The 14,425-nt window shown below is 44.7% G+C and carries 14 protein-coding genes and 1 tRNA gene; 11 read left to right on the top strand and 4 right to left on the bottom strand.

Going from position 1 to position 14,425, the window contains the following annotated elements; translation table 11 throughout:
* Positions 1-138: 138 nt before the first annotated feature.
* From ACR1R9_RS26895 to serS, 5 genes are all read left to right on the top strand, one after another.
* On the top strand, positions 139-1,527 hold the full coding sequence (locus ACR1R9_RS26895) for a D-alanyl-D-alanine carboxypeptidase family protein (protein ID WP_433922289.1): 1,389 nt from the start codon (positions 139-141) through the stop codon (positions 1,525-1,527).
* A 242-nt stretch (positions 1,528-1,769) separates the two neighbouring features.
* Positions 1,770-1,937, top strand: a complete 168-nt coding sequence (locus ACR1R9_RS26890; RefSeq protein ID WP_375165373.1) for a hypothetical protein — start codon at positions 1,770-1,772, stop codon at positions 1,935-1,937.
* 18 nt (positions 1,938-1,955) lie between these two features.
* On the top strand, positions 1,956-2,546 hold the full coding sequence (pdxT, locus tag ACR1R9_RS26885) for a pyridoxal 5'-phosphate synthase glutaminase subunit PdxT (protein WP_099859271.1): 591 nt from the start codon (positions 1,956-1,958) through the stop codon (positions 2,544-2,546).
* Positions 2,546-2,683, top strand: coding sequence for a hypothetical protein (locus ACR1R9_RS26880; protein ID WP_175382029.1), 138 nt, complete (start codon positions 2,546-2,548; stop codon positions 2,681-2,683). The genes pdxT and ACR1R9_RS26880 overlap by 1 nt, the downstream gene beginning before the upstream one ends.
* Positions 2,684-2,809: 126 nt before the next feature.
* The gene (serS, locus tag ACR1R9_RS26875) at positions 2,810-4,093 is read left to right on the top strand and encodes a serine--tRNA ligase (RefSeq protein WP_076292209.1); all 1,284 of its coding nucleotides are present in this window, start codon (positions 2,810-2,812) and stop codon (positions 4,091-4,093) included.
* A 151-nt stretch (positions 4,094-4,244) separates the two neighbouring features.
* Here the strand turns inward: serS and ACR1R9_RS26870 are convergent, their stop codons facing one another.
* Positions 4,245-5,912 (bottom strand): S-layer homology domain-containing protein, encoded by a 1,668-nt coding sequence (locus ACR1R9_RS26870; protein ID WP_433922290.1) that lies wholly within the window; start codon positions 5,910-5,912, stop codon positions 4,245-4,247.
* A 27-nt stretch (positions 5,913-5,939) separates the two neighbouring features.
* Positions 5,940-7,955: a YheC/YheD family protein gene (locus ACR1R9_RS26865; protein ID WP_433956402.1), complete on the bottom strand. Its 2,016-nt coding sequence runs from the start codon at positions 7,953-7,955 to the stop codon at positions 5,940-5,942.
* Between the two features lie 236 nt (positions 7,956-8,191).
* Here ACR1R9_RS26865 and ACR1R9_RS26860 point away from each other — a divergent pair.
* The 5 genes from ACR1R9_RS26860 (at position 8,192) to ACR1R9_RS26840 (ending at position 10,555) form a co-directional block, all read left to right on the top strand.
* Positions 8,192-8,280, top strand: a tRNA-Ser gene (locus ACR1R9_RS26860).
* 194 nt (positions 8,281-8,474) lie between these two features.
* Positions 8,475-8,816, top strand: coding sequence for a hypothetical protein (locus ACR1R9_RS26855; protein ID WP_064641367.1), 342 nt, complete (start codon positions 8,475-8,477; stop codon positions 8,814-8,816).
* 25 nt (positions 8,817-8,841) lie between these two features.
* Positions 8,842-9,018, top strand: a complete 177-nt coding sequence (locus tag ACR1R9_RS26850) for a hypothetical protein (protein ID WP_175382032.1) — start codon at positions 8,842-8,844, stop codon at positions 9,016-9,018.
* Positions 9,019-9,041: 23 nt separating this feature from the next.
* Complete coding sequence (locus ACR1R9_RS26845) at positions 9,042-9,194, top strand: small acid-soluble spore protein P (protein WP_063567623.1); 153 nt, start codon at positions 9,042-9,044, stop codon at positions 9,192-9,194.
* Between the two features lie 266 nt (positions 9,195-9,460).
* Complete coding sequence (locus tag ACR1R9_RS26840) at positions 9,461-10,555, top strand: hypothetical protein (RefSeq protein WP_099859273.1); 1,095 nt, start codon at positions 9,461-9,463, stop codon at positions 10,553-10,555.
* An 84-nt stretch (positions 10,556-10,639) separates the two neighbouring features.
* Here the strand turns inward: ACR1R9_RS26840 and ACR1R9_RS26835 are convergent, their stop codons facing one another.
* Both ACR1R9_RS26835 and tadA read right to left on the bottom strand, forming a co-directional pair.
* The gene (locus ACR1R9_RS26835) at positions 10,640-11,209 is read right to left on the bottom strand and encodes a GNAT family N-acetyltransferase (protein WP_076292206.1); all 570 of its coding nucleotides are present in this window, start codon (positions 11,207-11,209) and stop codon (positions 10,640-10,642) included.
* A 34-nt stretch (positions 11,210-11,243) separates the two neighbouring features.
* Positions 11,244-11,744 (bottom strand): tRNA adenosine(34) deaminase TadA, encoded by a 501-nt coding sequence (tadA, locus tag ACR1R9_RS26830; RefSeq protein ID WP_076292205.1) that lies wholly within the window; start codon positions 11,742-11,744, stop codon positions 11,244-11,246.
* Between the two features lie 335 nt (positions 11,745-12,079).
* On the opposite strand from tadA, the gene ACR1R9_RS26825 reads away from it, so the two are divergent.
* On the top strand, positions 12,080-14,419 hold the full coding sequence (locus ACR1R9_RS26825; protein ID WP_076292204.1) for a PAS domain S-box protein: 2,340 nt from the start codon (positions 12,080-12,082) through the stop codon (positions 14,417-14,419).
* Positions 14,420-14,425 lie beyond the last annotated feature (6 nt).

The following is a 14,425-nucleotide window of genomic DNA, read 5'->3' as shown; positions in this document are numbered from 1 at the left end:
ACATTGCTCTTTCGATACAGCGCATATACGACACACCTCACACATCATCTCCACTTGTTAGGGACTAAGAAAATATTGCAGCTCAAGCTGTACTGAAGCACACAATAGAAAGCTTCGGACCGAAGGGAGTATTCATAATTGAAAGCCAAACAAATGAATAAGAAAAAACGTCAAATGCTCAAAAAAAGCGTAGCCTCGGTTATGCTGATTAATATGCTCTGCATGTCTGCGGTAATGCCTGTTATGGCTGCTGCAAACGATTCAGGGCAGGTGTTGACCGCGGCAGCTACAACAACGAAGACAGAAAAAGCTGTGGACATTCCTTCGGCAGACTCACTGGGACTCGATGTTAAATCAGCCATACTGATGGAGGCTTCAACGGGTCAGATTCTACTCAATGTTAATGCAGATAAAGCTATGCCGCCTGCTAGTATGACTAAAATGATGACCGAGTACATTGTGGCTGAGCAGGTTAAACAAGGGAATTTTAGCTGGGATGATGTCGTTACAGTCAAAAAGAACGCAGCGCAAAGTGTTGGCTCTCGCATTTTCCTTGCAGAGGGTGATCAGCATACTATTAAGGAACTATACATCGCCATGGCTGTAGGATCAGCCAATGATGCTACAGTGGCTTTGGCTGAACACATCGCTGGTTCCGAGCAAGCTTTTGTGAAAATGATGAATGATGAAGCGAAGCGTATGGGAATGAAAGATAGCTATTTCATCAACTCCACAGGACTTGATCGTGCAGATATGCCTAAGGATTTCCGCCCAACCAAGGATGAAGAAATCGTTATGTCGGCGCGAGATGCGGCCATTTTGTGCAGATATATCATCATGGATCACCCGGACTACACAGATTTTACAACCATTCAGTCCTATAAATTCCGTCCCAATGACAAAGCTCCTATTGTTAACTATAACTGGATGCTGGAAGCGAATAAAAATATAACCAACTTCAAAAGCTATGCCTATGAGGGTCTGGACGGTATGAAAACGGGCCATACCACGAACGCAGGCAATAATTTTACAGGCACTGCTGAACGCAATGGCATGCGTCTGATCAGTGTAGTTATGGGTACCGATTCGGAGCCAGCGCGTTTCAGAGAAACGAAGAAAGTATTGGACTTCGGATTCAACAATTTTGAAGTGAAACAGGCGGTTGCTGCCAAAACTAAAGTCACAGGCTGGGAAGCTGTACCTTTAAAAAAAGGGAAGGAAACAACTGTACCTGTTGTGACAGATAATGCAGTAAGTTTCGTTGTACCTAAAGGTACTCAAAACCTGGACGTGACATTTAAAGCGAATGTAACTGAAGCTGATAAGCTGGTTGCTCCAATTAAGGCCGGAACCAAGGTTGGTACGGTTACTTATACGTACAAAGCAGAGGGAATTGAACCTCAAGAGAAGACAGTTAACCTCATCACCGCAGAAGAAGCGGAAAAAGGCGGTTGGTTCCGTCTCTTCTTCCGTGCAGTGAAAGATTTCTTCGTTGATCTGTTTGATGGCATCAAAAACCTGTTCTAATAGACATGGTGAAGGAAGACGGGATAATATGACATTTTCAATATAGTGTCGTTAGACCATTGACAAAATACAATTAATTCCGACTGGATGGATTGTATATTTACAATTTTTCCGGTAAAATATCAAGTTAGAATTCTACGTATAATTCAGTTGAAAAGTCTATTGTTCTTCTAACTGACATTGCATATTCCACATCCTTTTCATGGACAAGAACGATACATCCATAATGGTAGGGTTGGGGTATGGAAACGGGAATAGCACGCGTTAAAAGAGGGGCCAAAGTGCGGATCGGACATTGTGACGCCAAGGACTTGGGTGAAGCGTTGCGCCGGATTGGCGAAGGTGCTTCTATGATCGGTACCAATTCCAAACTTGCACCTTCCGAGCCCATGCAGGATAGCGGCTGGTAAGAGAAAGGTGGGTTTTAAATGAAGATCGGCGTTTTAGCACTTCAAGGGGCAGTCACCGAGCATATTCGTAGTGTTGAACGGGCCGGAGCAGAAGGATTGGCAATTAAACAGGTTCAGCAACTCGAGGAGCTGGATGGGTTGATTCTTCCTGGCGGTGAGAGTACCACGATTGGCAAACTGATGCGCAAATATGGTTTCATGGAGGCCATTCGGGCATTCGCTGCTGAGGGTAAACCGGTGTTCGGCACCTGTGCTGGTTTGATTGTTATGGCCAAACATATTGAAGGACAAGAGGAAGCTCATCTGGAGCTAATGGATATGACCGTTTCGAGAAATGCATTTGGACGGCAGAGGGAAAGCTTCGAAACGGATCTCCCGGTAAAAGGCATTGAGGAGACGGTAAGAGCTGTGTTTATACGGGCACCTCTAATTGAGAGTGTGGGGGAAGAGGTAGAAGTTCTCTCCACTTACAAGGATGAGATTGTTACTGCCCGCCAGGGGCATCTGCTGGCTTGCTCCTATCACCCTGAGCTGACAGATGATTATCGACTGCATGCTTACTTTGTGGACATGGCTAGGTCGTATAAACAGCCTGTACAGAACCAATAGTGATTGATATACAACCTATGACTGCCGGTGAACCGGATCAGTCCTCCAGAGGCTCACAAGGCTTGCTGGCAAGGTGCTGTCTGGTCAGATGCCTGATGTTGCCCGTATCTGCTTTCAAAGCGGGAATCGCAGCGTAGGGCAGCACCGGAGGCCATAGGTTGTTTTTACCATTAAGAAATGATGAAGTTATAAGGCTGCAAAGTTTTTACAGGAGTTAATATGGAAGATTTCTACTTTGTGGTGTTATTTAGGAGGGGTATTTAGTGCTTGATGTGAAAATATTGCGGAATGAGTACGCACGTGTTGAAGAAGCATTGACGAAACGTGGCAAATCACTGGATCTAATCGCCGGGTTTACGGACATGGATGCCAAGCGTCGTGAGTTGCTGCAAGAGAGTGAAAACCTGAAAAGTCGCCGGAATACAGTATCCGGAGAAGTGGCCAAGCTTAAAAAGAGTGGCGAAAATGCGGATGAGTTGATCCTTGAGATGCGCGAAGTCTCCGATCGAATCAAAGCAATGGATGAAGAAGTGCGTGAGTTGGAAGTGAAAATCAACGATCTGACTATGGCGATTCCAAACATCCCTAACGAGAGTGTACCTGTTGGTGCGTCCGAAGATGATAATGTGGAGATTCGTCGTTGGGAAGAGCCTAAGTCCTTTTCATTTACACCAAAAGCACACTGGGAAATTGCTCAGGATCTCGACATTCTTGATTTTGAAGCTGCTGCCAAAGTAACAGGCTCCCGTTTTACCTTTTATAAAGGATTGGGTGCACGTTTGGAACGTGCTTTGATCAACTTCATGATGGATCTGCACAGCGATCAGCATGGGTATGAAGAGATTCTGCCTCCATACATCGTTAACCGTGACAGCTTGTTTGGAACTGGCCAACTGCCGAAATTCGAGGAAGACCTGTTTAAGCTGAAAGATACCGAGTATTATTTGATCCCTACTGCTGAAGTTCCGGTAACGAACTATCATCGCGAAGAGATTTTGAATGCTGACCAGTTGCCTAAACACTTTGTAGCATACAGTTCGTGTTTCCGATCTGAAGCAGGTTCTGCTGGACGGGATACACGTGGCTTGATTCGTCAGCATCAGTTCAATAAAGTTGAGTTGTTGAAACTGTCTTCTCCTGAGACCTCTTATGAGGAATTGGAGAATATGACTCTAAATGCGGAACGTGTGCTTCAATTATTGGGGCTGCCTTACCGTGTTCTGACGTTGTGTACAGCAGATATGGGCTTTACGTCCGCCAAAACATATGACATTGAGGTTTGGTTACCGGAAAGCAATACGTATCGTGAAATCTCGTCTTGCTCCAACTGTGAAGACTTCCAAGCACGTCGAGCCAATATCCGTTTCCGCAGAGAGCCAAAAGCGAAACCGGAATTTGTCCATACTTTAAATGGTTCAGGACTGGCAGTGGGGCGTACTGTAGCTGCTATTCTGGAGAACTACCAACAAGAAGATGGAACAGTAGTTATTCCTGAAGCACTGCGTTCTTATATGGGCGGAGTCAGCGTAATTGCTCGTCGTTCCTAGGATGTTCAACTAAATGAATGAAATAAAAAACCGTCTCCTGACAAATGGAAGTTTAGAATGTTCCATTTTCACAGGGCGACGGTTTTTTGTAGTTTATTGTTTAAGAAGACGATACGTTAGCTATGATTATCACCTAAGCGAAAGCGTAATATTAGTTCACATACTCAATGGAGCGCAGGGTGCGCACCAAGATCATAAGAGCTTCATCTGTGGTTGCTGCTTTTTTCGGCTCGAAGGATGTCCCGAATGTATCTTGAAGCAAATTGAGTGATGTCAGGGCCTGGACTTGGGCTGTGGCCCAAGGAGAGATAGAGTCTTGGTCCGGATAGGATATCGCGGCAGGTGTATCAGTGCTGGAATCTCCTCCTGCATACTGAATTGCCCGATAGATCATGCTAGCCAGCTCTTCCCGGGTGATATGAGAATTAGCACGAAATGTTCCATCGGCATAGCCTTTAACAAGTCCAAGGTGTGCAGCAGTGGCCACATACGATTGTTCATCGGTTACATCCCGGAAAGGGGTATCCTTAGCTGAGATTCCATTTGCCCCTAAGGCAGAAACTAAAAATTGGGCGATCTCTCCCCGTGTGATGGGTTCACCGATCTCGAATTGATTCGAAGCAAGCAATTGTTTGTTCTGCAAGTATTCGATGTTGTTTATCGATGAATCATTGTCTGAAGTATCTCTCTGTTCATTCAAAGCGATCACATAAGTGCTGTGCTGCATGTCTCTTATTTTTGCCTCCCATTGCCCGTTATTTTGGACGAAATAGGCTGGCACGTAGGAATATGTCCGCGTTTCTTCATTAAAGCCGAGAACGGTTGCTGTTTGTGGGTCAAAATCGATAGTACCAAGGTGGATGACACGAGTCACATTTTTTAATTCTTCTTGATCCAACTTGAGCGTTTGGTCGCCAGCCACCCATAGTACATTGAAACGTAAAGGCTGTACCAACCATTTTAGGCCGGAGGGTAGTGATTCTTTTAAGTCAGACAATTCATCGTTGGACAGGACATCAATATTGATCTGGAGATCCAGCAGATCGGTTGGCACATGCATTAGAGAAGATGCGCGTTGAATATTTAATTTGTTCAAAGCTAACGCCATTTTGGACTGATTGCTGTACAAAGTGAATGAAGAAACTTTTTCCTGTGAGCGCAGGAAAGAAAGAACTTCCTTCGGTAGTGTCAAATGAATGTGTGAAGCTCTTGGCAATATAGTTACAGACAAGTCATCCAGATGATCAAGAGTAGATAATTTACGCACGACACTCGAATCCACGGATACGGAAACAGTGTCATTCTCCAATTTCCCATGTACCCATTGGTTTAGGCTATTGGCCGCAGAGCCCGTAGATGCGGAAGAATCAATAATCGAGTTGCTAACCGTGGTGGAATTGCTAGTTTGCGATGACGAGCTGCTTCTCTCAGGTGCGCTTCCTCCAGTCTGTGGCTCACTGCCGCCAGACTCAGGCTCACTGCCGCCAGACTCAGGGTCACCCCCGCCAGACTCAGGCTCACTGCCGCCAGACTCAGGGTCACCCCCGCCAGACTCGGGCTCGCCGCCGCCAGATTCAGGCTCGCTACTCCCCTCATCATCTCCATCAGGATCGGCTGATGCTTTTTCCATTCCGAAAAAATGCTGAAAATAGCTGATCGAATCTCCTTTGTATACGTCGTCAGTTTTATAATCAATGGAGTTACCCGCCAATACATGTGTCATTAGCCCGGCAGCCAATACGGTTGTCTTAACGGCACGTTTTCTAGCGTTTCCGGCTTTAAGCATTTGCTGATGAACATTCTTTCTTTTCTTTTTCATCTTCTTCACTCCTTATTAAATGTAAAACTAACGCAAAGAAAGAGTAAAAGGAATCATATGTTGTGCGACTTCAAACTCTCTATGCGTAGACCCGATTTTGTTCATATTAATTTCGAAAATCCAAATCTTATCCGACGAATCAATGCCTACATCAATGCCCAACTCGCAGATCCGCTCCTTCACATGGTCAGCTATATGATTGGCAGTCATTATCGCCATCTGTTCCAGTCTCTTCAGCATGACTTCTTCCTTTTGGGGAAACTCATACCGAGACAGCCAGTCCCATGTCGTGAATGCACGGAGCGAACCAGCGTTAACTACCTTATGCTCGCTTTGGGTAGAGAGAAAAGGAAATGCGGAAATGAAAGACCATTTCCCACTTCCGTTCCGGACCAAATGTAGTCTAATATGATAGGGAAGTCCGTTCCGAGTTTCGCTTCGGATAAACTTTTGAATAATAAACCCCTTTTTGGCCACAAGCATGGAGATCAATTGCCCGAATTCCTCATCTTTCATTATGTGAACATGCTCATCAGACTTTACGATGAAGCCTTCCTGTTCACGCTGAACAACGATGATTCCGATGCCGAACGAGCCTATAGAGGGCTTGATGATGGAAGTTCCGTAAGTATCGATGAAGGCTAAAATCTCTTGAACGCTCTCAACGGCAGCATACGGGATTAAATGGGAGGCAAGCTTTGCATTGTCCTTAAGCATTTCATAACTTTTTTTCTTGCTAAAGGAACCTCCGTTTCGTTCATCGCTGAAAGGCACATGTCTTAAAGCCTCGTACACATAACTGTAATTCGCATTACCACGTGCTTTCAATCGGTCATAGACCACATCGGGGAATGGACAATACCGTGCCTCCCACTGCCCGTCCTCCAGGACATATCCTTTGATATAGCGCAATTCCGCATGAACATCGTGTGGAGCAAAATAATAAAACGCTGCATCATTCCATTTTGCTGAGTAAGCACAGGCTGATGCGAGTTGTTTATCACTGGGGTCGTTGGTCAGCATGGCAATAACGGGATGGGGCACTATTTGCCCGGCTTTGGCTACATATTGTGCATATTCAATCGCACGTGCTGCCCGGGCCTGCTCATGAAACCGCGTTTGGGGGCTTATGTTGGCCTCCAGGAACAGGATTTGGCCTGACGGAGTCACAATAAAGTCCATGCCAAGCTCATCAATAAGAAAGGAATACGAACGGTTAATTGCCTCTGCCATACGAATAGCCAGCTGCTCCATTTCACTTCTGAGCTGGTCGGCCTGAGTCGGAAATAGACGATAGAGCATTTCAGCCGCATCCTCAATGTGACCACCTTTACTTATATTGCTGATGATGGAATCCGTAATCCCAGTGCGGGCATACATTTTGGTCAGGGCCCATCGTCCCGTTCCGTCGCGCTGAATATGTATTCGGAAATCAACAACTTCTCCCATCTCAGTAAGGCATGGAAGGTAGGGCTGAATAATATAGGAGCCTTGTGCGAGCTTTTCCTGCAAAACTTCCTGTAAACTAGAATAATCAAGCCAGATCGCTTCACTCTGCTGCCGCCATATATAGCGATCGTGTATCTTTGATACTGTGAAAATGGAATTGCCTCGGCGCCCTTGATCAGGTTTAACTAAAACTTCTTCATGAACATCCAAATAAGCAAGAAATTGATCCAAATCCTGCAAGCGTACCGTCGGAATGAGGTGATCTTTGAAGAGGGGGGCCAGCTTCTTCTGAATGTCGTATTTTCCGTGAATCAGAAATGTCGTAAAGGGAACCCTGCGGCGCAGCCAATTCTCACATTCCGGCCTGTTACTTACAGGCTCAGGCGCTTCATTAATTACCACGTCAGGGAGAGGTACTTTCCGTTGCACCCATACGTTATTCTCCTGGAAGATACCATGGATTAATTCCTGTTCCATATCGATGCTACTGGCATCAAAAAAGAATACATTCGCGCCTTTTTTCATTCCCTCCGAAATCAATTCGCTGATTCGTTCCTCAGGCAACGTGTTCAAAGGGTCATTTTTACGATACACACCTATAAACAATCAACCACCCCATAATGAAAAAGTCTAAATTCGATTATACAGAGCAGGGCTGAACCGATTCTGAACAATCATATCAATCGTTAGGTAGCGCTGGTTACGGTTACTTAGTAGGTGGAATTTCCCTTTTTGATGCATCGAATAATAAATCTTATAAAAAGGTTGCTTTCTGCTATACGATTATGGTATGATCTATTTCGTGGCAAGTTTATAAAAGTTAATGTCCTGGAGAGGTACCGAAGCGGTCATAACGGGGCGGTCTTGAAAACCGTTAGGGGGCAACTCCACGTGGGTTCGAATCCCACCCTCTCCGCCATACTACAATTATGATAAGGATTTGAGCGATAAGCTCAGGTCCTTTTTTTGCATTTATTTATACATTTAGCGCAGCCGCATACATGCTGTTTTTATAAAGAATTTTTACGACAAGAAATCAGTTTGTTTCAATATCTGTGTGATGCATAAAAACATCCGAATCGCCGCACTTTATATAAGAGTGGAGGTGGTTAGATGAACCGCGAATTAAACATAGATCAGACTGAGCTTGTAGGTGCTTGGCAGGAAAGATTGCCTGAGGTCCTAAATGTCGGAGATCGCGCTCAGGTTATGGCTGACGAGGCTGATCAACAGGCTATTCGAATTCACATCGCAACAGCGGGACACCAGATGTACTCTTTTGATTTCAAGTGTGCCTATGTGGATTCTCGTGAAGTCAGTGTGCAGCTAATTGATGTGGAGCGCGATGGAAGGACGACGGATGAGCGTACAGAACCCATTCAGGAATTGGCTCAGGATTACACGCGTCATATTCATGAATGTGCCCAGTCGTTGCAACCCAAAACCAGACATTAGGCAGACGTCAAAGGAGTGGTAATACGTGAGCAAAGCCAAAGCTGGAACAGATAAAAACCTGCAAAATGTAGTCGCAGATCTGGATCAGACACCTGTGAATAGTCACCATGCCCAACAAATTCAACAGGACTCGAATGACCGTCGGCATCAGGATTCCATGAATCATGACAAAACGGAAGATATGGACCCATCCCATTCCTAATCCAATGAAGAGGGGGGAACAACATGAGTAAACCCAAAACAACACCTGTGCCCGAAGCTCAGGCTAATGTGCAGCACCGAAAACCTGAAAAGCATTCTTCCATGCAGGAACCGTTGTCAGGCTCCAAAAAAGTGAAAAACCAGAATCATGTAGATCATCACAATCCCCAAGGCTAAGGTAAAGGAACATTCATTCCTTTCTATAGCACATATCAATGCATAACTATAACCTATAACTCCGGTTAACAAACCGGGGTTTTTGCGCGTTCATACATGATTTAGAGGAGGACATCATTGATATCTAAAGCTTACATAGGTCTTTGTAGCCAATTTAGAGAGTAAAGCTCACAAATTTCCCAAATCGTGTTTCCGTTTCAGAATAAATGGTATATCATTGATATTGAATTATTTTTTTTGGGGTTATCACGAGAGGAGAGAAACAAATGACTAAACGTATGGGGGCGCTTCTTCTTACGTTGCTGTTAACCGTATCCATGGCACTGACAGCATGTAGTAGCAAGCAAGAGCCAAAAGAGGCATTGAAGACGGCGGCAGCCAATGCTTCCAAATTGACTTCGTATGAGATGAGTTCTAACTTCACTATTAATGAATTGAGCTATAAAGCTGCAGACGAGTCACAACAGGATCCAACGATGTCTCAGTTTATGAGTATGCTGAAGGATGCTCAGTTGAATGTAACTGGCGTATACCAAAGCGAGCCAATGCAGACCGAAATGACGGTAGGTATTGAGCTTAAAGGCGATATGGGTATGACATTTACCATTCCAATGGTTATGACCGCTGAGAAGTTATATGTTAAGGTACCAAGTATTCCGTTCTTCCCGATTCCGGAAACGGTTGTTGGTAAATTCCTGGAGCTGGATCTGAAAGAACTGGCTGAGCAAGAAGGAACGGAATGGAATCCAAATGCTATGGATGCAGCGAAAACACAAAAGCTGAGCAATGAAGTTATGGATGCGGTCCTGAGCGAGTACGATCAGGATAAATTCTTTAAAAACCTGGACGTGAAGGATGCGCAGCTTCCAGAAGGTTTGGATGCCAAGCAAGTCGTTCAATTTTCAGTCAACAATGACAATGTGAAGGAAGCTGTTACTGTTCTGGTCACCAAAGCATTGCCAAAAGTATTGGATATCATTTCTAAAGAAGAGTATCGTGACATGTTGCAAATGAGTCAGGAAGATATCAACAAAGCTAAAGAGGATCTGAAAATTACTGAAGCAGATCAAGCTGAAATGGCTAAAGATCTGGATCAGTTGAAAGATACACTGACCATTAACCAGTTCCACATTGATTTTGCTTTGGACAAAAAAGATTTCCCGGTATATCAAAAATTGGTTGCTGATCTGTTGATTAAACAACCTGATACCAAGGATGAAGTTAAACTTGCTTTCACGGGTTCGAACACGTACACCAAAATTAACGAGAAGCCAGCATTCAAAATCAATATTCCTACTGGCGAAGACGTCATTACAATGGATCAGTTTGAAGAACTAATGAACGCATCTTACGGATACTAAGTTCTTAGATCCATTAGTTAAAGCAAAGAGCCGCTCGACCTTAGGGTCGAGCGGCTCTTTGTATGTTGTTCCATGTTTGTTCAATTACTGTAAAGATTCACCCAAGTCCTCGGCCAGCACAGCATAGATCTGATGATCCTGATACTCTCCGTTAATTTTGAGATATTTACGAGCAATGCCCTCAGCTTGAAAGCCATTCTTCTCCAAAACACGTTTTGAACCCGTATTGGATAATAGAATGGCCGCTTGAACACGATTTAACTTCAGAGCACGGAAAGCATAGGATACAGCGAGTTTCACGGCTGCGGTCATTCGTCCTCCGCCTTGGTAATCTGGATGGATGAAGTATCCCATGTCTGCATAATTGGCAACGCCCTGAACGACATTGTTCAAGCTAACCTGACCGATCAGAATACCATCGTCGATTGTAAAAATTCCGAATTGATAACCTGTTCCTTCCTCAGCCGCCTGCATTCTGTCCTGAATGCGTCTGGTTTGTGCATGCAGCGTATAGAACTCATCATCCCGGATAGGCTCTACAGCTTGGTAGGGTAGACGTGTGATTTGAATAAGAGCAAGATACGCCTCTGTATCTTGTGGAGTAAGTAAACGGAGACTTATTCCCTTTGGTGTGTCGTATAGTGTAAGCGGCATGGAATGCACTTCCTTTCCAGATGGATGTAAGATTCTATTTTTTGCGTAAACGCCGGAAAAATTGAGTCAGCATGGTGGAACACTCTGGTTGCAAGATGTCAGCTACTACTTCAGTTCGATGATTAAAACGAGGTTCCTGCAGCAGATTCATCAGCGTTCCTGCGCATCCGGCCTTGGGGTCTGCGGTACCATATATCACTCGAGGCACCCTGGATTGCACAATGGCACCTGCACACATGGGGCATGGCTCCAGTGTGACGTACAGACTGCAATCCAGCAGTCGCCATGCACCGATGGCTTCACTGGCCTGCCGGATGGCTACCATCTCCGCATGTGCTGTGGAATCAAGTGTCGTCTCACGCAAGTTATATCCACGACCGATAATGCGATTATGTTGAACAATTACAGCTCCGATCGGTACTTCCCCGAGTGCTTCTGCTTTGTACGCTTCAGCGATGGCTTCACGCATCCAGTGCTCATGCTGAGCCTCCTCCGAGAGATGTGTAAGATCAGATTGGAGAACGTCATCCTTCATTAAAATGTAAAACTCCTTCCAAAGAGCATTTTGTGCGGCGAACAAACATTCGTTTGTTAACATGTTGTGTATAAGTCTGTGGATAACCAACGAGTTGCTCACATAGTTATGAACATACTATCCACATGCCTGTGGATTTGTGTATAATTTTTAGAGGTTATTCCCATTGTAGGCATGGAAATGACAAAATACAATTGATTTCGCGTTTTTCAGCCAAGCGGTAACTTTTGGACAAGGGTCAATTATCCTTTTCAAATAGACATACAACAGTTATGATGGATATAGGTTTTGCCATATATCGCCAGAGGGTACAAGCCGAGAGGTGAACGAAAAAGTTGTCTATTAAAACGAAATTATCCATGATTATGTCGTGCTCAGTGCTCGTCATTTTAGTTTTAAATATAGCACTGAGTTATTATACTACAGAAGAGAATCTAAGGCAGGACAGCGAAACCAAGATGGTGCTTACTGCCAAACAGATTGCAATCGCTGTCGAACAGAGTCAGTCCAGTTCAGAATATGTAAAACGACAAATTGGGAACAATCTATGGCTGGCCTCAGTAATGGCAGCGGAAGAACTAGACCCGAATATTAATAATATCACAAATGAAGACCTGGTTCGCATGAGCGAAAAAGTTGGTGTTTCCCACATTTCATTGATGGAGCAAACGGCTGATGATATTGTGGTTACCCGATCTTCCGATCCCAAGGAGATTGGATTATCTACCAAATCCATGACGTACTGGTATCAGGCATTTAAACAGCTATTCGAAAACCATCAGGTTACGATTTCACAAGGACAGAAATTAGACCATTTTTGGTCGGATGGATTCGAATATTCTACATCCAATCCGTCAGATGTTGATATCTGGGGTTACTATCATGATGGGAAGAGGAATTACATAATCAATCCCTTCTATAATAATGCCGCTGTTGACGACTATGTGAAGATCTCTGGTCCAGACGAGATTTTGAATAAGATTCGTGAAGTGAATCCTTCAATTCTGGAGATTACAGGCATCAATCCATTGACCTTCGGTAGCTCGAGCATGAGCAATGACGGAAGGGATACGAACCACAACAAGTTGAATAACAGGCCAATTCGTTTCGGTACCTATCAATATGGTGCCGCAGAAGAGGATCACAAGGCAGTCGTACGGGCCATTCGTACTGGGCAGAATGTATCCTTTGTCAGTGAAACTCATGAACAGAAGGTGCTCAAAAGTTTCATTCCGATATTCACCCCCAATGAATCATCTTATGTGATTAGTATTGTCATGGACTATAAGCAAATATCCTCCATGGTATCGGAACAACTGGTTAGCCATGCCTCCATTTCACTTGTGTTGCTGGAGATTGTGATCTTTGGCAGCTATTTGCTCGCAGGTTACATTACACGTCCAATTCAATCTATTCTGGGCAAAGTGAATGATGTGGCAGATGGCCATTTTGATTTCCGTCTAAAAGTGAGAAGGAAAGACGAACTGGGCCAATTAGCGAATCGCATTAATGCCATGATTCGTAATTTGGGCCATTATACGAATCGTCTGAAACAGATGTATGAAGAAAATCGTGCGGTAAAAGAGCATTTGGAATCGATCATTAACCAAACCGCAGATGCGATTCATATTACGGATCTGGATGGAAATGTTCTGCGGGTAAACCGTGCCTTTGAGCAGTTGTACGGCTGGCGCAGTCGTGAAGTAGAAGGCCGTAAGTTGAAAATTATCCCTCCTGGTACTGAAGAGGAGATGGAAGAGCAGCATGCCCAGTTGATTGAGGGTATGTCAATTACGTCCAATGAAACGACATGGATGAAGAAGGATGGTAGCCGTGTCGAAGTCAGCGTGAGTACAGCACCAGTCCGGGATGAAGCAGGCGAGATCACAGCACTAATCAGCGTATCAAGAGATATTACCAGCCGTAACCGTATGGAGGAACTGCTCAGACGTTCCGAGAAACTGACGACGGTTGGTCAACTGGCAGCAGGGGTTGCGCATGAGATACGTAATCCGCTTACGACCCTACGTGGGTTTCTTCAGCTCCAACAAGAGACGAACAAGCTTAACCACCGGCACTTGGACTTGATGCTGTCCGAGTTGGATAGAATTAATCTTATTGTGGGTGAGTTTCTGATACTGGCCAAACCACAGGCGGTTCATTTTCAAGAACGGGATATTCGCTTCATTCTGGGAGATGTTATATCATTACTGGACAGTCAGGCGCATCTGCATGGTGTTGAATTTGTATTGAATGCTTCATCCGATTCAGCTATGGTACACTGTGAAGAGAACCAGTTGAAGCAGGTCTTCATTAACTTGCTGAAGAACGGCATGGAGGCCATGCCAGACGGAGGTAATATTCGAATTAAACTCAATCATGACGAAGAGAATAGTCGGGTTCGGATTGAAATTAAGGATGAAGGCACTGGAATTCCAGAAGAATTGATGCCTAAGCTGGGGGAACCATTCTTTACAAGCAAGGAATCGGGAACAGGGCTTGGCCTGATGGTCAGCCAGCGCATTATTCAATCACATAAGGGCATGATGGATATCAAAAGTGTCATGAACAAGGGAACGACCGTCATTATCGAGCTACCTGCTTCCCAACAGCAACCGGAGAGTATGGAGGAAGAGCATAAGACGGACAATGAACCTACAGACGAAGAGAACTAGATGAGG

Origin of the sequence: Paenibacillus taichungensis (genome assembly GCF_050994985.1) — a bacterium.
GTDB classification, from domain to species: Bacteria; Bacillota; Bacilli; order Paenibacillales; family Paenibacillaceae; genus Paenibacillus; species Paenibacillus taichungensis.
The sequence above is the reverse complement of the archived record's forward strand: the minus strand, read 5'-3'. Positions and strand labels throughout refer to the sequence as shown.